Annotated in this window: 21 protein-coding genes and 1 pseudogene; 5 read left to right on the top strand and 17 right to left on the bottom strand. The window is 70.0% G+C overall.

From position 1 onward, the window contains the following. Positions 1-295: 295 nt before the first annotated feature. The 4 genes from JHN45_RS24490 to JHN45_RS24475 form a co-directional block, all read right to left on the bottom strand. Entirely contained in the window at positions 296-1,534 is a 1,239-nt protein-coding gene (locus JHN45_RS24490; RefSeq protein WP_201050642.1) for a PBSX family phage terminase large subunit, read from the bottom strand. Continuing rightward, the gene (locus JHN45_RS24485; protein ID WP_201050641.1) at positions 1,534-1,980 is read right to left on the bottom strand and encodes a helix-turn-helix domain-containing protein; all 447 of its coding nucleotides are present in this window, start codon (positions 1,978-1,980) and stop codon (positions 1,534-1,536) included. Before JHN45_RS24485 ends, JHN45_RS24490 begins: the two co-directional genes overlap by 1 nt. Positions 1,981-2,811: 831 nt before the next feature. Continuing rightward, a complete protein-coding gene (locus tag JHN45_RS24480; RefSeq protein ID WP_201050640.1) occupies positions 2,812-3,183 on the bottom strand; it encodes a hypothetical protein in 372 nt (123 codons plus the stop codon). Between the two features lie 20 nt (positions 3,184-3,203). Beyond that, complete coding sequence (locus JHN45_RS24475) at positions 3,204-3,917, bottom strand: hypothetical protein (RefSeq protein ID WP_201050639.1); 714 nt, start codon at positions 3,915-3,917, stop codon at positions 3,204-3,206. Positions 3,918-4,043: 126 nt separating this feature from the next. Between JHN45_RS24475 and JHN45_RS24470 the strand changes: the two genes are divergently transcribed. After that, the gene (locus tag JHN45_RS24470; protein WP_201050638.1) at positions 4,044-4,244 is read left to right on the top strand and encodes a hypothetical protein; all 201 of its coding nucleotides are present in this window, start codon (positions 4,044-4,046) and stop codon (positions 4,242-4,244) included. A gap of 15 nt (positions 4,245-4,259) precedes the next feature. On the opposite strand, the gene JHN45_RS24465 is transcribed toward JHN45_RS24470, so the two are convergent. The 11 genes and pseudogenes from JHN45_RS24465 to JHN45_RS24425 all read right to left on the bottom strand — a co-directional run bounded on the left by JHN45_RS24465 (position 4,260) and on the right by JHN45_RS24425 (position 11,110). After that, positions 4,260-5,039 carry a hypothetical protein gene (locus JHN45_RS24465; protein WP_201050637.1) on the bottom strand — a complete coding sequence of 260 codons (780 nt, stop codon included), beginning with the start codon at positions 5,037-5,039 and terminating at the stop codon, positions 4,260-4,262. Positions 5,040-5,065: 26 nt separating this feature from the next. After that, the gene (locus tag JHN45_RS24460) at positions 5,066-5,503 is read right to left on the bottom strand and encodes a hypothetical protein (protein ID WP_201050636.1); all 438 of its coding nucleotides are present in this window, start codon (positions 5,501-5,503) and stop codon (positions 5,066-5,068) included. Beyond that, positions 5,500-5,748, bottom strand: a complete 249-nt coding sequence (locus JHN45_RS24455) for a hypothetical protein (RefSeq protein ID WP_201050635.1) — start codon at positions 5,746-5,748, stop codon at positions 5,500-5,502. The genes JHN45_RS24460 and JHN45_RS24455 overlap by 4 nt, the downstream gene beginning before the upstream one ends. After that, on the bottom strand, positions 5,745-6,542 hold the full coding sequence (locus JHN45_RS24450; RefSeq protein WP_201050634.1) for a hypothetical protein: 798 nt from the start codon (positions 6,540-6,542) through the stop codon (positions 5,745-5,747). Before JHN45_RS24450 ends, JHN45_RS24455 begins: the two co-directional genes overlap by 4 nt. After that, on the bottom strand, positions 6,539-7,345 hold the full coding sequence (locus tag JHN45_RS24445) for a hypothetical protein (protein ID WP_201050633.1): 807 nt from the start codon (positions 7,343-7,345) through the stop codon (positions 6,539-6,541). The genes JHN45_RS24450 and JHN45_RS24445 overlap by 4 nt, the downstream gene beginning before the upstream one ends. 159 nt (positions 7,346-7,504) lie before the next feature. Beyond that, complete coding sequence (locus tag JHN45_RS54095) at positions 7,505-7,636, bottom strand: hypothetical protein (protein WP_268982314.1); 132 nt, start codon at positions 7,634-7,636, stop codon at positions 7,505-7,507. Between the two features lie 44 nt (positions 7,637-7,680). Further along, positions 7,681-8,277 carry a hypothetical protein gene (locus JHN45_RS53180; RefSeq protein WP_236584036.1) on the bottom strand — a complete coding sequence of 199 codons (597 nt, stop codon included), beginning with the start codon at positions 8,275-8,277 and terminating at the stop codon, positions 7,681-7,683. Between the two features lie 61 nt (positions 8,278-8,338). Next, positions 8,339-8,890: pseudogene (locus JHN45_RS53175) on the bottom strand (DNA cytosine methyltransferase); the annotation flags it as partial. After that, positions 8,887-9,783 carry a recombinase RecT gene (locus JHN45_RS24435; RefSeq protein WP_201050631.1) on the bottom strand — a complete coding sequence of 299 codons (897 nt, stop codon included), beginning with the start codon at positions 9,781-9,783 and terminating at the stop codon, positions 8,887-8,889. The pseudogene JHN45_RS53175 and the gene JHN45_RS24435, both read right to left, overlap by 4 nt. Next, positions 9,780-10,835 (bottom strand): YqaJ viral recombinase family protein, encoded by a 1,056-nt coding sequence (locus tag JHN45_RS54420; RefSeq protein ID WP_201050630.1) that lies wholly within the window; start codon positions 10,833-10,835, stop codon positions 9,780-9,782. Before JHN45_RS54420 ends, JHN45_RS24435 begins: the two co-directional genes overlap by 4 nt. Next, on the bottom strand, positions 10,832-11,110 hold the full coding sequence (locus JHN45_RS24425; RefSeq protein WP_201050629.1) for a hypothetical protein: 279 nt from the start codon (positions 11,108-11,110) through the stop codon (positions 10,832-10,834). Before JHN45_RS24425 ends, JHN45_RS54420 begins: the two co-directional genes overlap by 4 nt. A gap of 330 nt (positions 11,111-11,440) precedes the next feature. On the opposite strand from JHN45_RS24425, the gene JHN45_RS24420 reads away from it, so the two are divergent. Then, the gene (locus JHN45_RS24420; RefSeq protein WP_201050628.1) at positions 11,441-11,875 is read left to right on the top strand and encodes a hypothetical protein; all 435 of its coding nucleotides are present in this window, start codon (positions 11,441-11,443) and stop codon (positions 11,873-11,875) included. 1,444 nt (positions 11,876-13,319) lie between these two features. Here JHN45_RS24420 and JHN45_RS24415 read toward each other — a convergent pair. After that, complete coding sequence (locus JHN45_RS24415) at positions 13,320-13,820, bottom strand: flavin reductase family protein (protein ID WP_234468369.1); 501 nt, start codon at positions 13,818-13,820, stop codon at positions 13,320-13,322. Between the two features lie 418 nt (positions 13,821-14,238). Between JHN45_RS24415 and JHN45_RS24410 the strand changes: the two genes are divergently transcribed. Both JHN45_RS24410 and JHN45_RS24405 read left to right on the top strand, forming a co-directional pair. Then, on the top strand, positions 14,239-15,183 hold the full coding sequence (locus tag JHN45_RS24410; protein ID WP_201050627.1) for an NADP-dependent oxidoreductase: 945 nt from the start codon (positions 14,239-14,241) through the stop codon (positions 15,181-15,183). Positions 15,184-15,235: 52 nt separating this feature from the next. Continuing rightward, on the top strand, positions 15,236-16,081 hold the full coding sequence (locus JHN45_RS24405; RefSeq protein ID WP_201050626.1) for a helix-turn-helix transcriptional regulator: 846 nt from the start codon (positions 15,236-15,238) through the stop codon (positions 16,079-16,081). Positions 16,082-16,117: 36 nt separating this feature from the next. Here JHN45_RS24405 and JHN45_RS24400 read toward each other — a convergent pair whose 3' ends face one another. Beyond that, complete coding sequence (locus tag JHN45_RS24400) at positions 16,118-16,456, bottom strand: helix-turn-helix transcriptional regulator (protein WP_200712037.1); 339 nt, start codon at positions 16,454-16,456, stop codon at positions 16,118-16,120. Between the two features lie 188 nt (positions 16,457-16,644). Between JHN45_RS24400 and JHN45_RS24395 the strand changes: the two genes are divergently transcribed. Beyond that, positions 16,645-18,072 carry an MFS transporter gene (locus tag JHN45_RS24395; RefSeq protein ID WP_236584035.1) on the top strand — a complete coding sequence of 476 codons (1,428 nt, stop codon included), beginning with the start codon at positions 16,645-16,647 and terminating at the stop codon, positions 18,070-18,072. Positions 18,073-18,077 lie beyond the last annotated feature (5 nt).

The raw sequence follows: 18,077 nt of genomic DNA, 5'->3' as shown, positions 1-18,077 counted from the left end.
GACGTCACACAGGCCCTAGAAGCCGCTCGGGTGAAGCTCGTTGAGGCCCAAAAGCACCTTCATGCGCTGCAACCGCGTGTAGATCTCTGTGGGCCGCGGGAGGTCGCAGCGGCTGCTTTGGAGGTTCAGCATGAGACGTACGAGCTTTCCATCGCTCTCCGACGCCAAGTGCAGGGGCATGCGACGGCCGCAGAGGTGACGGTCCGTTGGTTCGAATGTGCCGCAGCAAGTCGTCGGTTTGTCGAGGCTGTGAACACAGTTATGGAACGTGAACCCAGGTAGTTCCGTTGCCTGCCTATGCGGCGAGGGTGAGCAGGTGGCGCCACTCGTGGGCGGTGGAGTGCACGGCGTAGCGCAGTGCGTCGCACGAGTGGTCGGCGACCTTGACGGGCTTGTCCTCGCCCTTGTCGGCGGCGGCCGTATCCCATACGTAACCGGGCAGTTCGTTGAGCAGTCCCTCGCACGACCGGTGTATCCGCAGCAGGCCGGCGCCGAGCAGGCTCGCGACGGACCGGATGCCGTCGACGACCTCGTTCGAGGCGCGGGCGACGCCCTCGTAGGAATCGGCCCACAACTGCGTAATGAACGATGCCGCGCTCGGGTCGACGAACGTCCACTCGGGCGCGATGCCGAGGTCGGCGACCCACGTGCGCAGTGCGGCGCTGTACTGGGCGTCGGTCATCTGCCGGTGCGCGGTGCGGGAATCGTGGCGCCACTCGGCGCACGCGTACAGCCGGCCGTCGACACCCTCGCCGAGCAGGATCGCCGAGGTGGCGTTCACGGTGCCGTAGTCGATGCCGATCCAGTGCCGGCGCATCGCGGGCAACTCGTCAACGACGTGCGCTGCCTCGTCGTACATGTCGTAGATGGCGCCTTCAGCGACTGCCCAAGCACCGTCGATCATCCGTCGGCGCCACAGGCCGGTGTACTCAGCCGACAGGGCGGCGACGTACGCCGGCGCCAAGCTCGGGTTGTCGGCGAGGCGGAAGTGCCAGGCGGCGAGGTCGAGTTCGTCGGACCGGTCGAGGTACTGCCGCTTGAGCCAGTGCCTCGGCGAGTCGGGGTTCGTGGTGCACAGCAGCCTCGCACCCGGCACGGACAGCCGGGCGAGCAACTGCACAAAGAAGCCCTCGGGAACGAGGGTTGCCTCGTCGACGTAGGCCAGGCAGGCAGTCGCACCGCGCAGCCGGCCCTCGGCGCGCGCGTCGGCCGCGCCGATCAGGTGGACCGTGCGGCCGAGGATGCTCGCGACCGTGGCGCCCCGGGTGTGCCGGACCTCGGCGGCGACGTCCGAGCCGAACAGTGCTGGATCTTGCAGGGGTTCGATGATGTTGCGCTCGATGGTCTGCAACGACCGGCCGCACAGGAGGATCAAGCCCGTGGCCGGCGCGCGCCGGATCGACAGCAGGAACGCGAGGAGGCTCGCGATCGTCTTGCCCGACCGGACGCTGCCGTGCCAGACGGAGATGCGGGAGGTGAACGACTCGCGTACGGACCGCAGTTGCTTGTCGGAGAGAGGGACGGGTGCGGGCATCACTCCCCCTCGCTGTCACCTCCGGCCGGTCCGAGCAGGGCGTCGGCGAGGCGGTCGAGCATCGAGCCGCCGGTGCTGCCGGTACCGGTTTGGCGGGCGAGTTCGGAGACCCGGGCGTGCACTTCGGTGAGCGCGCGGGCGGCGGTGGCGTGGTCGCGGGCATCTCGGGCGGAGTCGGCGCCCCCGACGCGCTCGACCTGGCGCAGGGCGCCGTCGAGGGACTCGTCGGCGAGCTGCCCGCGCCGCGCGGCGGCATCGGCCCGCCGGGCCTCGGTCGCGGCGGCGACGCGTGCGCCCCCGGCGAAGGTGAGCCCCTCCAATCCGGCGATCTTGCTTACGGTGGCGGCGCTGCGCCCGATCGCGCGGGCGATGGCGTTACGGGACTTGCCCTCGGAGTGCAGCCGGCGCACCTGGTCGTGATCCCGCTCGGTGATCGGCTCGGCCATGAAGATGCACCCCCTTCGGAAATGGCACGAATGAGGCTTTTGTGCACGCAATGGAAGTGTAAAAAATCCCCGGAAACTTGCAGGTCGTGACTTTCCGCCACGGTGCGCCAGGGTGCGCAAGGTGGTGTGCCATCGACATGAGGTGCTCTAGTCGGCTAACGGAGCGGCCGCCCCAGTCTGCGCAACTGCAAGAGCGTCTCAGGATGGGAGTCCCAACGTGCGTAAAAGCAAGGCAAGTTGCGCCTCGGCGCGGCCGGAACGTGGACGGCGCAGGCACCCGCTCGCTGGCAAGCGTCAGGTCTGGTGGGTGGTCGTCGTCGTGGTCGTCTGTGGCGTCATCGTCTGTGCCCCCTGGATCGAAGGGCCGCGATTGGCGGTTCTGGTGGCGTTGATCGGAGCGGTGATTCCTGCGGCCCTGTCCCTGTGTATCCAGCGCGGGGCGGCGGTCTCGGCCCGGGTGGTGCCCCGCCGCTGACCTTGTGGCAGGCGCGAACGCGTAGCGCCGAGCGCAGTGGGGGCCCGCAGGCTCAGTTTCCGGGCACAGCGGAGGCGCCACCCATATTAGGTCACGGAACGATAACGGCGCAAGCCGCTTCGGCCGTCCTCGTACGATGAACGCGAGGCGCCCCCGCTGCTTTCCTCAGCGGGGGCGCCTTTGTGTGTGTCGGTGCTACGGCCGTCCGCAGCCTGCGGGGCAGGTCACGAGGTTCGGGCAGTCACAGCGGGGATCGAACTCGTTCTCGGAGCAGCCGCAGTGCTTGCACCGCTCCTCGCTGTTCTCGGGGTGGTCGACCATGTCATCCGTCCTTGGGGTGTGAGTGGGGGGCAGGCTCACGCGAGGTGGTTCGCGGGGACGATCAGTGCGAGGGCGTCGGCGGCCCACGGGTCGCAGACCTCCCACGGGTTGTCATCACCGAGGTTCACGACGGGGCCCTGCTCGGCGGCCATCTCGGTGCACGATCCGCACCCGCACGTCGGGTCGTACGGCATGGGGTGCGCCTCGTACTGGTCGTTGAAGTAGTCCGACCGCAGCATTCCCTCGCGCCGCGCGTAGGCGGGGAACGAGGCGAGGACGGTGTCACCGTCGACGACCTCGGCCGCCCGTGCGAGGCGGGCGTGCGCGGGGTCGATGAGCAGGGGGGCGTGATCCTCGTCGACCGGAAAGAGAGTCACGATCACGGGCAGCAGTTCGACACAGCTCATGGGGTGTTCTTCCTTCCGGGTCAGGCGCGGGAGTTCAGGTGGTGGTCGCGGATCGCGCTGACGGCGGCCTCGATGTGGGGGAACTGGAGGTCGAGTCCGTGGTCGGTCCCGTCGGCCTCGGTGACCTGCGCCTCGATCGGGTTCTGCGGCCACACGATCCCGCGCTCGTGGTTGTCCTCGAAGACGATCAGGTATCCGTCGGTGTGCCAGTCGGCGACCCATCCGCCACGGTTGACGGGCGGATATGCCTCGCCCTCCTGGTCTTCGCGGCTCATGGTGGTCTCGCGGTAGCGGCGGGGCATGATCTCGACGACGTTGCGGACCTTGAGCTTTCCGAGGGCGGTCTCGAACGCGGCTTTACGGGTCTTGGCGCCCGACACGACGTAGTCGGAGTTCGTGTGGGCGGTGCCGTCGTGCGTCCTGCGGTAGCACGCCCAGTAGCCGCGCACGTTGCCGACGCCCGTCGTGTTGAACACCTCGTACTCGTTCCCGCCGATCCAGAATCGCGAGCTGCCCTTGTACGCGCGGCCGAGCTTCGGCTCGGGGGCGGCCTCGTCGAGAAGGTCGAGCTGCTCGGGGGTGTTGTAGGCGGGACCGCCCTCGTCGTAGTCGACGTACACGAGTTCCGTCGCGTTGTCGGTCAGGCCCATGAACTTGCGCAGGACCGTGCCCTTAATGCCGCCTCGTCGCTCGCAGAAGACTCGGGTGTCTGGCTGAACTTCGTTGTACTGCAAGGGAGTTGACCTCTCGCTAGGTACCGACCCCATCGGTCGGTGTACGTACACCTAAGCATCAGGTGTACGTACACCGCAACCCCTGGCCCATGGCTTTCTGTACGTACACCCGGCTACTGTTCGCGTATGCCGAACGCACCCGCCACCAAGCACCGGTCCGTACGGATCGGCGATGACGAATGGGCCGACCTCGCTACCGCCGCACCCGGCGGCGACCGGTCGGCGGTGATCAAAGAACTCGTCGACTGGTACCTGCGGCGGCCGGGGGCCAAGCTGCCGAAGCGCCCGCCGGTCGCCGGGGACGAGGCGCCGGTCGCCGGAGACTGACCGGCGCCTCGCCGCTCACGCGACCGCCGGCTGCCTCGCCAGTGCGGTCACGAGACCGGGGAGGCTGGCCCACCCCCACACACGCCGGCCGTAGTCGTCGGTCGGCACGGGCGCCCCGCACTCGGGGCCGGTCGAGCAGGTGACCGTCGGCGGTACGTCCGGGCCGGTGTGCAGAGTCAGTTCACCGGCGCACCACGGGCACGGCCGGTCGGGCAGCGGGGTGCGGCGCTCGTCGAGGCCGAGGGTCCGCAGCAGCCGGCCCTCGGCGACGCGTGCCGTGCGCCGGGCCTCGTGCAGCAGGTGCGGGGGCAGGGGCTCGAACGGCGGGGCGGTCGGGGTGCCGTCGAGCTGCTGCTCGGGGGCCGTGTCCTCGTCGAGCACGCGCCCCTCGATCCACACGGAAGCGAAGTGCAGGCCGTGCGACCGCGATCCGGCCGCGCTCCGGGCGTCGGCCGCGCCCGGCTGCTGGAACTCCCAGCGGCGGGGGTCGCCGGTCTGGGCGCGCTGGACTGCTGCGGCGAGGGTGTCGGCGAGGTCGAACAGCATCCGCTCGACGGCGAGGCCGGTGTCGAGCGCGGTCATGTTGAGCGGTGCGGGGTGCTCGCGCAGGACCAGGGGCGCGCGGTCGGCGACGAGCTGCTCGTCGTCCGCGGCGCGCAGGGTGTGCGCGAGCTGCCGCGGCGGCCACACGTCGGCGGGCGGGGTCTCGACGGCGAGCAGCAGCTCGCCCCACAACTCCCGTACGGTGCGCAGCGCGTCGGCGGTCTCGCGTCGGGCAATGACGTCGGACGTCATCTCTGGTGTTCCCTCCCTCGGGGTGGTCAGTGGGCGGTGTCGTCGAGGGCCTGCTCGGGCGTGATCTCGCCCTCGCAAAGGCGCCGGATCGCCTCGGCGAGGTGCCAGCCGTCGCCGGGCAGGTAGTCGCCGAGGGCGCCGGCGAGCTTGGCCGCGGTGGCGAGCCGGTCGGCGTGCTCGTCGCGGTCGGCCTCGGTCTCGGTGATGCACTCCTCGGCTGCCTCGATCCGCTTGTGCAGGCGCAGGGCCGCGGCCTGCTGTCCGCCGGAGCTGCGGCGGTGGGTGTCGTTCTCGGCGACCTCGGCCTCGACGTCGGCGCGGAGCTGTGCGCAGTCCTCGGGCATGAGCACGCTGCGGTCGGCGCGGGCGAGGACGAGGCGGAAGCGCGCACGGCGGGCGTCGCGCTCGGTCTCGCGTGCCTGGCTGCGGCCTCGGCGGGAGTCGGTACGGGTACGGGTGTTCATCGTTCGGTCTCTCCGTTCGGGCGTACGCGGTGGGGAAGCAGGCGGGCGACGAGGCGCCGAGCGCGCCGGGTCTCCCGCGCGCGAGGCGCGACCGGTCGCGCGGTGGGCGTGGTGGTGATCTGCCAGCCCTCGACGGCGAGGCGGTCGAGCAGCTCGGACGCGGTGTGCGTGGCGAGGTTCGGCGGCAGCCCGAGAGTGTCGGTCAGATGGGCGGAGACTGCGGCTCGGGCCGCGGGCGGGGTCATCGGCGGAGTCCTCCGGCGGTGTGGCGCGCGCGGACTTCGCGCGGTGCGGGCGGGGTGGACATGAGGCGGGCGAGGCGGTTGTGCTCGTCCTGGTCGGCGGCGAGGGCGGCCTCGATGCGGCAGGGGTGCGGGGTCGAGCGGGTGCTGCGCCCCTTGCCCCGGCGGCGGTATCCGGTCCGGCACGGCTGCTCGGGCTCGGCGCCGCACCAACCGCACTTGTGCGCGTAGGCGTCGGGCTCTCCGGCGGCGACGGCGGCCTCGCGGGCGGCACGGGCCGGACGGTGTTCGGCGAGCTGTGCGGCGACCTCGGCCGGCATGTACCGGCGCGGGCCGCGGCCGACTCCGGAGACGAGGGCGGCGAGACGTTTCTGCCCTGCGGCGTTGATCTCGGCGCGGTACTGGGCGGGCGGGGTGTGACCGGTGGCGACCGCGGCTCGGGTGCCGAGCAGCTCCTCGCGCCACGCTGCCGGGTCGTCGGGATCAGCGGACGGCACGGGGTCGGTGTGCCGGTTCATCAGTTCGGCGCGGTGCGGCGCCCATGCGGCGAGCACGTCGTGCGGCTCGACGGGACGGAACTGCGCGGAGCGGTCGCCGCCGTGCTGCTCGTAGTAGCGGCGCACGGCCTGCGAGGCGTCCCAACCGGTGTCGGGCAAAGTGGCCGGCACGTCGGCGAGGGCGGCGGTCCAGTCGGCGATGGTGCGGGCGGACTGCTGCGGGTCGGCGAGGGAGCGGCGCACTCGGGAATCGAGGCGGCCGGCGTAGGCGAGCAGGGCGGCGATGTGCTGGTCGATCACGGGGTGCCCTCCTTCTGGGCGTGCAGCAGCGCGAGGCCGGCGGCGAGGTTGTCCGTGTACGCCGCGGTGTCGGCCGGTCCGGGCCGGACGGCGGGGGAGCGGTCGAGGTCGCCCCACACACGCAGCCAGTAGCGCGCGGACTTCGGCTCGGCGCCCGGAGTCGTCCGGGCGGCGGCACGGGCGACGAGGGCCTCGGCGCCGTGCGCCTGGACGAGGCGCCACACATCGCGCTGTTCACCGAGGCCGAGCGACCAGCGCACCGGGACGCCGGCGGCGGCGAGCGCGCTGTCGAGCGGGCCGAGTTCGGGAATCAGCGCGGACCGGGTCGCGCGCGTCTGCTGCTGTTCTGCTTGGTGCTTGCGTTCATATGCGTTCTGGGGTCCGGTCTCCGGACCGGTGGGGGTCCGGTCTCCGTACCCCTCCGGTCCGGTTTCCGTACCCCCAGGGGTCCGGTTCCCGGACCGGTCCGGAATCTGTACCGGTCCGGTTTCCGGACCCCCGAAACGGGTCTCTTCGGGCGCGGCACGGAGGTGTCCGACGGCGCGCGGGAGGTGATAGACCGTCTCGCCCCGGGGCCCCTTGGAGCCCTCGACGACGCGCAGTTCGTCGCCGACGAGCAGCTTGTCGACGGCGGCCACGACGGACGAGCGGGCGCCGTTCGTCCGCCGTACGAGCATCGTCGTACCGGCGTAGGCGGTGCAGGCGTCGTCGGGGCACTTGTCGGCGATGGCGAGCAACACCATGCGGGCAATGCCCTTGGCCGTGGACCTAGTCCACACCCAATCCATGGCGTCGAGGCTCAACGGTCCGTCTCCTATGCGGTGTTGGTGATCCAGGGGCTTCGGGCCGTCCGACGAGGGCGGCGGGAGTGTGGGAGGGACACCGGAAGTCGGTCAGGTAGCGGCGCACGCTGTCGGCGGTGCGGCAGTACCGGCGCTCGGTGCCGATCCAGTGACCGCAGATCAAGCGGCCACGGGCACGGGGTCGAGGCGGTCGAGCAGCAGCCGCAGCGCTGCCGCCGCCTGCTGCCAGACGACGCCGTTTCCGAGGGCCTTGAGCTGCGCGGCGCGGGACAGACCGGGAACGCCGGTCACGTGGTGCTCGTCCAGCCCCATCAGCCATTCGACGAACGCGGGGCTCAGTCGACCTCGATCGTCAGTTGGCCGAGGGGCAGGCCGGGTGAGCCGTTCCCATCGCTCGATGGCGGGTCCGTAGGCCCCCCAATCGACGTCGTCACGTTCGAGAGGTAGACCTGATGACCGGCCGCCGCCCGTTCCTCCGCCGTCGACGAGTTCGAGCCGTGGTCGCTCGCGCTCGGCGTCGGCAGCATCCGCGGGGCGAGGCCGTCCAACGACGGGCGGACGACCGCCCCCGGAGACGGCGACTGATTCGAGCCGTACGGCGTGGCCGTCGGAGTCGGCAGCATCCGGGCGGCGGTGCTCGCCAGTGTCAGACTGCCGTCGCCGTGCTTCTGGTTCGGCGACCCCTTCGGCCCGTCGCTCGCCCTGGGCGTCGGCAGCAGGTGCTCGACCTCGTCGGCCAGATTCGGACCGTGCCCGCCCGCGCGCCGCTTGTCCGGGTGCTGACTCCCGCCGTTCACCGAGAGGTTCGACGTCGGAGTCTTCAGCAGCCGGACGCGCGACCTCAAGGTGTCCGACCGGTTGCCGTCGATCGGCCCCGGACCGTTCCCCTCGGTCGTCGTCGGAGTCGGCAGCAGCTCGACCACCGTCGGCAAGCCGTCCTCGTACCCACGCCCCTTGCTGTCGCGCGCCCTCGGCGTCGGCAGGCCACGCGAGGACGAACACCCGCTCGCGCTGGTGCGGAGCGCCGACCTCCGAAGCGCGTACGCACGCCCAAGTCGCGTCATACCCGATGCGGGCCAGGTCGCCGAGTACGGCACCGAGTGCTCGCAGAGCAGGCTCACGGCCTCCGTCTCCCACACACCACGGGCAGGGTTCCAGCTCGCTATGGGCCTTCGTCGAGAGGAGACCCCGGACATTCTCGATCACCACCAAGGAAGGTCGCAGGGAAGAGATGGCACGGGCGACATGCAGCCACAGACCGGAACGGGTGCCCTCGGCGATCCCGGCGCGCAGCCCGGCAAGGCTCACGTCCTGACATGGAAAACCTGCGGTCAGCACCTCGACCGGCTCGACCTCGGCGAAGTCCACGGCCGACAGATCACCGAGGTTCGGCACGTCCGGCCAGTGCCGCGCGAGGATGGCGGACGCGTTCACGTCGATCTCGCAGTGCCAGGCGACCGACCCCCCGATCACCGACCGCACGCCCATGTCGAGTCCGCCGTATCCGCTGCACAGACTGCCGATACGCGGTCCCGGGCCGCTCATGCCGACTCGCCCGGCTCGGCGGCCTCGGGCCACCCGGCGAACTCCGCCGGCACGTCCTCGACCGCCGGCTGCTCGCCGCCCTGCGCGGCCGTCGGCTTGACGACCTCCCCCTCGATGTAGTCGCCGGGGGTGTCGAATCCCTCGGGCGAGGGGTCACGGCGCACGGTCTCGTCGTGCGCGACCGCGCGGGCGAGCTCGGCACTCTTGGGCAGCAGCTTGAAGAGCTGCCGTACGCAGGTCTTGCGGGCCATGGCGTCGTAATCCGTCGACCAGGGGCCGAAGTCCTTGGCCTTGCTGCGCTTGCGGATCGCCTCGACGTCGTCGACGTCCAGCACGACGAACGCGTTCCCGCCGTTCGCCAGGCGGGCTACGGCGTAGTAGTGCGTGGGCGCTCCCTTGGCGCTGCCACGGGTGGGTTTGTGCTTGAGGACCGGGGCGAGGCCGTACTCGTACTCGAACTCGTCGCCCTCGAACACGGTGTGCGTGTCCAGACCGGCGGCGAGCGGGTGCTGCCAGAACAGGCGGATCATGCCCTGATAGCCGACGACGAGCTGTACCTCGTACGCCCGGATCTTCTTGTTCCAGAACGGCAGCAGGTACGCCTCGCTGGACACTCCGCCGGGTTCGAGGCCGAGGGCCGAGCAGGTCATCAGGGCGCCGGCGAACGACTCTTGAGTGCACTCGGCGAGGTGCTCGACGCGCCGCAGCTCGGTCAGCGCGATGCGGGCGATACGGTCGGCGCCCCCGACGTGGGCGGGCAGCGCGCGCTCGATCTCGGGGCGCATCTGCTGCACGAACTGCACGAGGGTGGGCTGTTGGGCGGGACGGTGGGCAGGGGCGGCACTGCGGCCGGTGCGCTTGGTGGCGACGCGCTCGGCAAGGTTGGTGCTCACGCTGCGGCAGGCTCCTTGGGCACAACGAGGCGTCGGGCACGGTGCGCCCGGTATTCGTCGGGGTGCTCGGCGGCGAGGCTCTTCGTATCGAGCGCGTCGACGCGGTGCGTGTACTTCGTGGCGAGGCCGGGGTGCGCGGCGGTGAACCGCTTCGTGGCGAGTGGGCCGTTCTGTTTCCAGGTGAACGCGACGGTGCCCTGTGTCTTGACGATCTCGGCCTCGCCGGCAATCGCCTTCAACCGGTTGTCGACGTCGCGCAGTTCGTCGGCGGTCCGTTCCTCGCGTGCCTTGAGTTCGCGCCGGCGTTCCAGCAGCGGCAGAACCTCGGCCGGGTCGGCGACTGTCACGGCGTCGGCCTTGACGTCGTAGAGGTGGCCGAGCAGTTCCTCGGTCGCTTCGGAGCCGTCGACCGCGGGCGGCCGGCGGTCGAGCACGCCCTGCCAGAACTCCCCGAGCAGGGCGACGAGGTGCTCGACGAGTCCCTCGTCGCGCTCGACACGGTGAATCAGCAGCCGGTTGCCCCCGAGCAGAGCGGCGACGTGCGCGTGCCGGTAGCCGGTCACCGCGAGGTACCAGTGCGTTTGCAACGCCGGAGCATCGGGCACACCGAGCAGCCACTCGTCGAGCTGGAACGCCGACCGGGTCTTGATCTCCAGCAGGCTCGACGGCGTCGACTCGCCCTCGTCGAGCACGAACCGGTCGACGTTCGCGAGCATCCAACGACGCTCGACGTGGGCGAGGGTGCCGGGACCCTCGACGACGCGCAGCCCGGACCGCTCGGCGAAGACACGGGCGATCGTCGGCTCGTGCGCCAGTCCCCAGAACGCGGCCTCGTCGAGATCAGGGTTCCGCGGACGGTCGAGCGGCAGCTCGCCGGCCTTGTCGAGGTAGACCTCAAGCGGCGAGGTGTGCTTGTCCATCCCGAGGACGGCGGCGACTTCCGAGCCACCGATGCCCGTACGGCGGACCGTGAGCCACTGCTCGCGGTCGAGGCCGGGCGGCGCGACGACAACGCCTGTGGGCGTCACCGGAGTTGGCGGGGTGGCAGTCACTGCTCGCCCCCGACATAACGCGCGTAGACGCGGTGTTCGACGTCTCCGTTCTTCTGCACGACCGTCCGGGCGACCGCCTCGTACGAACCGGCGGGCTCGTACGCCGGCAGCCGAGCGCTACGGATGGCCTGAGCGGCGGATGCCGCCCTCACCGAGGTGGCCGGGGTCCGGACGACACCCCACTCTTTGGGGTGCTGGCGAAGGCTGTTCGCGATCCGGGTGTGCTTGGTGTTGCGCTGCTTGGGCGGCGGGCCGACGAACTCGACAGGGCTCACGTGCTTGTCTCTCCTCACACTGCGGCTTGGCGCGCTCGGCGCGCTCCGTGGCTGCGGGGCGAGGGCATTTCGAACGGCACCCGGCTGCCCGGAAACCGTCGATCCTGTGATTTCGCTGTGCGCGATCACTCTTCCCCCGTTGTCCCACATTTCGAACAGTCGGGGCCCTAGAGTGCCTGTGGCGCTTGACCCCTGCTGTTGCAGTATTCGAACACTGCAACCGTAAGAGTCTGGTGAGACGCACGTCAACGAACTTTGGCCGCCGCGATTCCGGGTGATGGCTGCTTAGATGAGAAGTGTTCGAATTCTGCAACGGAGTGGAGTGAGAGCGTGTCGCTGACCGACACGGACGAGCGTTGGCCTTACGGCACCCCCTTCGGGGACCTCTTGCGCGCGGCGAAGGAAGAGACGGGCCTCTCGTACCGCAAGCTCGCCGAGCGTGCCGTCGACCCGGCGACGCAGACGAGGGTCGGGTACACGACCCTGCACCGGATCGCTCATGATCAGCCGATACACATGCTGCCGGGGGTCGCCGGTGCCATCTCGAAAGCGATAGGGGGTGACGAGCGCAGAGTGCGCCTTGCGGCGGCGATGCAGTACTGCGGGGCCGTGGCCGGCGACCCGCTCGGCGCGAGCGGTGAGGAGGCGACCGTCGTTGTCGTCCATGCGCCCGGTATGGGGGCTCGGGACATGCCCAGGGTCGAGGCTCTGCTCAGAAGGTATGCGGCCGGCGATCTCCCGCCGGAACTAACCGATGACGCCTAGGCGTTGACAATTATGCGGGCGGTCTGGTCACTCCATGGAGTTCGCGCGTGACCTCGCGTGTACTGCGGAGTAGGCTGATCCGGGCTCTTGACTCGGGCATATGTTCGAGTCATGGGCCTAGTGATGCCATGAGGGGGGCAACCGTTGATCCGCGTAACCCGCACTCAACTCGACACAGGGGCGATTGCAGTCGTTCGGGCAGCCGGCGACGAGCTGACGATCGACATGGACCGGCGCCACATCACCCCTGCGGGTGCGGCCGGTCTCGAACAGGCTTTGAACGGGCTTGCCGCCCCCCGTGCCGACGGTGACAACTCCGAGGACTAGCGCCAGGGCTGAGCAGCGGCGAGGGCCGCGCGGTGGATGCCGCGCGGCCCTCTCTGTCTGTCGGCGGCCTCGCCGGGCCGACCGCCCGGCATCCGGGTTCGTCTCCCTCGGCCAGCCGCAAACGGGCTGGCCGAGGGGCTGTTCGGTGTGGCCGATGTGTGGCCGGATTGCCTAGGACCAGCTGTCAGCGCCTGTACTTCGATGGAACTCTGTACGCCTCTGACCTGCACGTATCGGCATTCCGTGGCAGTTACTGAACCCCCTTGTCAGGACTGCTCTCGGTCTTGTAATGCGTAGGTCGTCGGTTCGAATCCGACAGGGGGCTCCATGGAAAATCCCGGGTCAGGACTCTGACCTGGGGTTTCTTGTTTCGGAAGACCTTGGAATCTGGCTCGGGTCCTGCGGTGATCACGTCCGTGAAGAGGCGCGGAAGCCCCGCGGGCATGGGCGATGAACGAGTGGCCGCGTCCGTGCATGTGGGCGCACGGCCCTGTGCGGGAGGGCGTGGGGGATGCAGGGGCGCCAGTGGATCACCGCCCGCTGGGTCGAACTGGGCGCCTTCGCTGGGGAGCCGGCCAAGCAGCTTCGGGAGGTCCAGGCCGAGCGGGATGAACTGGCGATTGCGTAGCGGGTGGTGCCGCCCTGACGCCCGGCACGCCGGGCATACGCAGGCTTTCGCGACACCCGTAGTGTCAATGACCGTGACCGTCGGCAACAGGTTCGAGCCGTAGGGGAACTCCGGCAAGCACAACTTGCGCACAGGCCACGGAGTTTCCACCCAGGCAACGCGCCGACGGCCTCACACTTCGGTCTTGCCCGCCGGGCTCACGTCGAAGGTCCGCGAGAACTGTCCGGGCACGACGGTGAACGCCGGCATGTGGAAGGCATACGCGAGCAGGTGCAGTGCGGACACGCCCCGGCTCCCGTCCCGCAGCGGCCCCGAGCGTGCCCCATCGCGACCAGCGTGATCCTCGGACACTTTGCATTTTGGAGGATGAGTCCCGCTCAGGCACCCCGGTCGCCTCGCCACTTTCGGGCGAGCCGAACCGAGTACATCTGCGCGGGGGGCACGGGTGCATACGCGTTGCCCCGTGACCGTCCGGATGATCTTTCCGCGTCACTGTCCGGCCAGTCGTGCGTAGTCCCCCTGGAAGAAGACCAGCGGGCGAGGATCACCGGCGACCGCCAGGTCGAGTACGCGGCCCAGGACGAAAAGGTGGTCGCCGGCCGGGACGACATCCGCCACCTCGCACTCGATCCATGCGGCGACGCCGTCGAGGATCGGGGCGCCGGTGACCCCCCGGTGCCAGTCGAGCCGGCCGAACTTGTCGCCTCCGCTGGTCGCGAACACCGCGGACAGCTCCGCCTGATGCTCCGCCAGCACGTTGGCCACGAAGGATCCGGCCCGTTCTATACGTGGCCAACTGGTGGAGGTCGCACTGGGGAAGAAGCCGACCATGGGCGGTTCCAGTGACACCGACGCGAAGGAACCCACGGTCAGGCCGACCGGTTCGTCCCCGTCCATTGCCGAGACGGCCACCACGCCGGTCGGAAAGTGTCCGAGCACTCGGCGGAAGTGCGCCGGGTCGAAGGCCGAGGCATCAGGACGAGTTGCCATCGCTCTCCTCATGAGAAGGTAACCGCCGCACAGCCGTACGGCAGTTGATCGCTCACGGGGAAATCGTAGGAGCTGATCCAGCGGGTGGAGAGGGCGAGTCTGTGCGGGGTGCCGTTCACCTGGCAGCGGCACCACCATGCCCGCGCCTTGTTCGTATTGGTGCTGCCAATATGACATCTGCGAACTGGTTGGGTTCCGCCGGTCGGTGAATCATTGTGGTCATGTCCGGGTTGACCAGGCCCAGTTCGGGTTTCCAGCGTACGACCGTGAGGCGGCTGACCACCCTCGCCGTGTTCCCGGGCGCACAGAGACCCCTCCCCGTGGAGACCGCCGCACTCTGACCGCGGTCGCCGGGTCGCCGGCCGGGCGCCCCCTCCGTACGACCCCTTGATTCGATTCGTGGAAGGAACCTCTCACCATGCGCGCTGTCGGAATCGAACAGTTCGGCGGACCCGATGTGCTGAAGGTCGTCGACCGGCCGGTGCCCGTCCCCGGCCCGGCACAGGTCCGTATCAAGGTCAGTGCCGCCGCGGTCAACCCCACCGACCTGCTGCTGCGTTCGGGGCTGCTGACCGCCGCGCTGGCCGGGCAGGAGCCTCCGCACACTCCCGGCATGGACGCCTCCGGGGTCGTCGACGCCGTGGGTGACGGTGTCGACATCGAGGTCGGTGAGCCGGTCATGGCGTTCGTCAATCCCTTTCATGCCGCGGGCGGAGCCCAGGCCGAGTACGTGGTGGTGCCCCGCGACCAGGTCGTCGCCGCGCCCCGGGGCCTCGACCTCCGTGACGTCGCCGGCCTGCCCATGAACGGGCTCACCGCACACCTGGCCCTCTCCCTCCTCGACCTGCCCGAAGGCGCGACACTGGCCGTCACGGGAGCGGCGGGTGCGTTGGGCGGGTACGTGGTGCAACTCGCCAAGCACCGCGGGCTCCGGGTCGTCGCCGACGCCGCTGTGCGGGACCGCGACCTGGTCCATGGACTCGGCGTGGATCTGGTCGTGCCGCGTGCCGCCGCCACCGCTGACCTCGCCGGCGTCTATCGCGTCGCGGTTCCCGAGGGGGCTGACGCGATCGTCGACGCCGCCGTCATCGGTGCCGACGCTCTGGGCGTGGTGAAGGACGGCGGTCAGTTCGTCAAGTGCCGCCCCTACGAGCTGGCTTCGGAGCGCGGCATCACCATCCATGGGGTGGTCGTCATGGGACATCCCGCCAAGCGCCCCGCTCTGGAGGAGCTCGCAGCCCTGGCGGAGAAGGGCGTACTGACCCTGCGCACCGCCGACGTACTCGCTCCCGAGCTGGCTCCCGAAGCCCACCGGCGGCTGGAGGCCGGTGGGGTCCGGGGGCGTCTGATCCTCGCGTTCTGACAGCCGTTCCCGGTGACCCGTACTGGTTCTTCGTGCGTGAAGGGTGGCTTACATGAGTAGCAGTGTCGCTTTGGGCCAGGGGGAGACCAGGAACGTCAGGGACGCCGACAGAGAGCGGCGGGCCGCGCTGCGCCACTTCCTCAGGTCCCGCCGGGCGCGGCTCTCGCCCGGCGACGTCGGACTGAGGATGGGCGGGCGCCGGAACACACCGGGGCTCCGGCGTGAGGAAGTCGCCGTGTTGGCCGGAGTGAGCGCCTCCTGGTACACGTGGCTCGAACAGGGCAGGGACATCAAGGTGTCCGGGGACGTGCTCGACGCGGTCAGCAAGGCGCTCAACCTGGATCGCACCGAGCGGGCGCACCTGTATCTGCTGGCCGGAGTGAATCCGCCGGCCGCCCGCCAGGAGGTGACCCCGGAGGAGCTGTCCCGGCTCCGGCTCGCCGTCGAGGTGTGGCAGCCGGCTCCGGCCTTCGTGGTCGACCGGTACTGGAACGTCCTGGTGAGCAACGCTCCCGCGCGCGCACTGCTCGGCGTGCAGGACATGGGCTCCAACTACCTCTGGTCGTTCTTCACCGACGGCCGGAACAGGAGTCGCTACCCCCATTGGCTGGACGTGGCGAGCCGTCTGGTCGGTCAGTTCCGCGTCCAGACCGTGCGTTTCCTCGACGATCCGAACTTCGAACAGCTGGCGCGGAGGCTGTGTTCGGCGAGTCCGGACTTCGACCGGCTCTGGGGGCGGCACGAGACCCGGGACACCGGGATCGCGACCGTCGAGGTGCGGCCCGCCGCCGGCCGCAGGGCGGCCTTCCATCACGTCGTGATGGGGCTGCACCAGAGGTCCGAGCCGCTGCTCATGCTCTATATGCCGACCCAGATCGACGGCGACCGGGCCGGGTGAACGCCGACGCGACCGGGGATCCGCCGGAGGGGCCTGCTACTGGTCCGTCTCGCGACGGGCCGCCGCGAGGATCGCGTCGAGCAGGCCGGGAAGGGCGCGGTCCAGGTCGGCGCGGCGCAGGGAGTTCGTCTTCACCGTGCCCTCGTAGTGCTGCCGGAGGATGCCCGCCCGGCGCAGCACCTTGAAGTGATGGGTGCTGGTGGAGCGCGTGACGTTGATGTCGAACGTCCCGCACGCCATGTGCCGCTCGGAGTCGGCGAGTTGGAGCACGATGCTGCGCCGCACCGGGTCGGTCAGCGCCTCCAGTACCCCCTGGAGCGCGATGTCCTCGGCGGCGAGGTGATCCGTGATGCGCTCGGTGGTCTGTGCGGTCACGTGACTCGGCCTCCTTGCGTTGCGACGCGGCGCCCCAATCGTACGACAGCGGTCATATGATGATGGCTATCAAATTTGACCGCCATCGTCATAGCGGTTTCAATGGACCTGGGGAGAGATCCCTGGCCGCGGTCGTCGGTGGTCTGCGGTCGTTCTTCGCCCCAGCGAGCCTCCCGGAGGAGACAACGATGCCCAGTGCTGAGTCCCGAGCAGTGCCGTTGCCCGGTGAGGTGACACCGGCCCAACGGGACGTGTCACCAGGCCTGCGGCTGACCGCCCTCGCCACCGGGTTCGTCATGGCCGCCCTGGACGTGACCGTCGTCAACGTCGCGGGCTCGGCGATCCAGGAACAACTGCACGCCTCGTTGCCGGAACTCACCTGGATCGTCGACGGCTACGTCCTGGTGTTCAGCTCGCTGCTGCTGCTGGCCGGCGGCCTGGCGAATCGCCTCGGCGCGAAGACCGTCTACCTGTGGGGCATGGCCGTCTTCTTCGTCGCCTCCCTCGGCTGCGCGCTGGCACCGAACGCGGCCGTGCTCATCTCCGCACGTCTCCTGCAGGGCGTGGGAGCCGCGCTCTTCATGCCGAGTTCGCTGTCCCTGCTGGTGTTCTCGTTCCCGGAGAAACGGCAGCGCACCCGGATGCTGGGCCTGTGGTCGGCGATCGTGGCCACCTCCGCGGGCCTGGGCCCGACCGTCGGCGGTCTCCTGGTCAGCGCGTTCGGCTGGCAGAGCATCTTCGTCCTCAACCTGCCCATCGGCATCATCGGCATGCTGCTGACCAGGCGCTACATCGCTCCGTCCGAGGTGCGCGCCACCAAACTGGCCGTGCCCGGCCATCTCCTGTGGATCGTGGCACTCGCCGCCCTGAGCTTCGCGCTGATCGAGGGACCGCGGCTCGGCTGGGGTGCCGGCGCGATGCTGGCGTCGTACGCCGTGCTGGTGGTCGCCGCCGGTTCGCTGCTGGTGCGCGAGCGGCGCGCCGACAACCTGGTCATGCCGTGGAGCCTGTTCCGGCGGCCGAGCTTCGCCGGCGCGAACCTGGTGGGTTTCCTCTTCAACCTCGCGCTCTACGGCAGCATGTTCATGCTGAGTCTGTACCTCCAGCACGCCCGTGGGGCCAGCCCCTTCCAGGCCGGGCTCGAACTGCTGCCGATGACGATCTGGTTCCCGCTGGCCAACGTCGTCTACTCGCGGATCTCCGCACGGTTCTCCAACGGGGCACTGCTGACGGTGTTCCTACTGGTCGCCGGAGTCTCCTCGCTGACCATGGTCACCGTGTCCTCGGCCACGCCCTACTGGGTGCTGGCGGTGGCCGTCGGTCTCGCCAACATCGGCGCGGGCATCATCTCCCCCGGGATGACCGCCGCCCTGGTGGACGCCGCCGGGCCCGAGCACGCGAACGCGGCCGGCTCCGTGCTCAACGCCAACCGTCAGATCGGCACGCTGGTGGGCATCGCCGCGATGAGCGTGGTGCTCGGCACCACCTCGGACTGGGAGCGTGGGCCGGCGTTGTGCTTCGCGGTGATCGGTGCCGCGTATCTCGCCGCCGCCGTCGGCGCCTGGCTGCTGATCGCCCGCGCCGAACAGCGTGAGGCCGCCCTCGCCACCGCCTGAACACC

The organism is Streptomyces sp. MBT53, from assembly GCF_016654115.1.
Taxonomy (GTDB): Bacteria; Actinomycetota; Actinomycetes; order Streptomycetales; family Streptomycetaceae; genus Streptomyces.
The sequence above is the reverse complement of the archived record's forward strand: the minus strand, read 5'-3'. Positions and strand labels throughout refer to the sequence as shown.

What these genes read in the sequence shown, in the direction of transcription:
- JHN45_RS24485 (WP_201050641.1), bottom strand. Translation starts at nt 1,980, where the DNA reads ATGGCCGAGCCGATCACCGAGCGGGATCACGACCAGGTGCGCCGGCTG.
- JHN45_RS24415 (WP_234468369.1), bottom strand. Translation starts at nt 13,820, where the DNA reads ATGGCAACTCGTCCTGATGCCTCGGCCTTCGACCCGGCGCACTTCCGC.
- JHN45_RS24490 (WP_201050642.1), bottom strand. Translation starts at nt 1,534, where the DNA reads ATGCCCGCACCCGTCCCTCTCTCCGACAAGCAACTGCGGTCCGTACGC.
- JHN45_RS24480 (WP_201050640.1), bottom strand. Translation starts at nt 3,183, where the DNA reads ATGAGCTGTGTCGAACTGCTGCCCGTGATCGTGACTCTCTTTCCGGTC.
- JHN45_RS24455 (WP_201050635.1), bottom strand. Translation starts at nt 5,748, where the DNA reads ATGACCCCGCCCGCGGCCCGAGCCGCAGTCTCCGCCCATCTGACCGAC.
- JHN45_RS24395 (WP_236584035.1), top strand. Translation starts at nt 16,645, where the DNA reads ATGCCCAGTGCTGAGTCCCGAGCAGTGCCGTTGCCCGGTGAGGTGACA.
- JHN45_RS24460 (WP_201050636.1), bottom strand. Translation starts at nt 5,503, where the DNA reads ATGAACACCCGTACCCGTACCGACTCCCGCCGAGGCCGCAGCCAGGCA.
- JHN45_RS24470 (WP_201050638.1), top strand. Translation starts at nt 4,044, where the DNA reads ATGCCGAACGCACCCGCCACCAAGCACCGGTCCGTACGGATCGGCGAT.
- JHN45_RS24465 (WP_201050637.1), bottom strand. Translation starts at nt 5,039, where the DNA reads ATGACGTCCGACGTCATTGCCCGACGCGAGACCGCCGACGCGCTGCGC.
- JHN45_RS24410 (WP_201050627.1), top strand. Translation starts at nt 14,239, where the DNA reads ATGCGCGCTGTCGGAATCGAACAGTTCGGCGGACCCGATGTGCTGAAG.
- JHN45_RS24405 (WP_201050626.1), top strand. Translation starts at nt 15,236, where the DNA reads ATGAGTAGCAGTGTCGCTTTGGGCCAGGGGGAGACCAGGAACGTCAGG.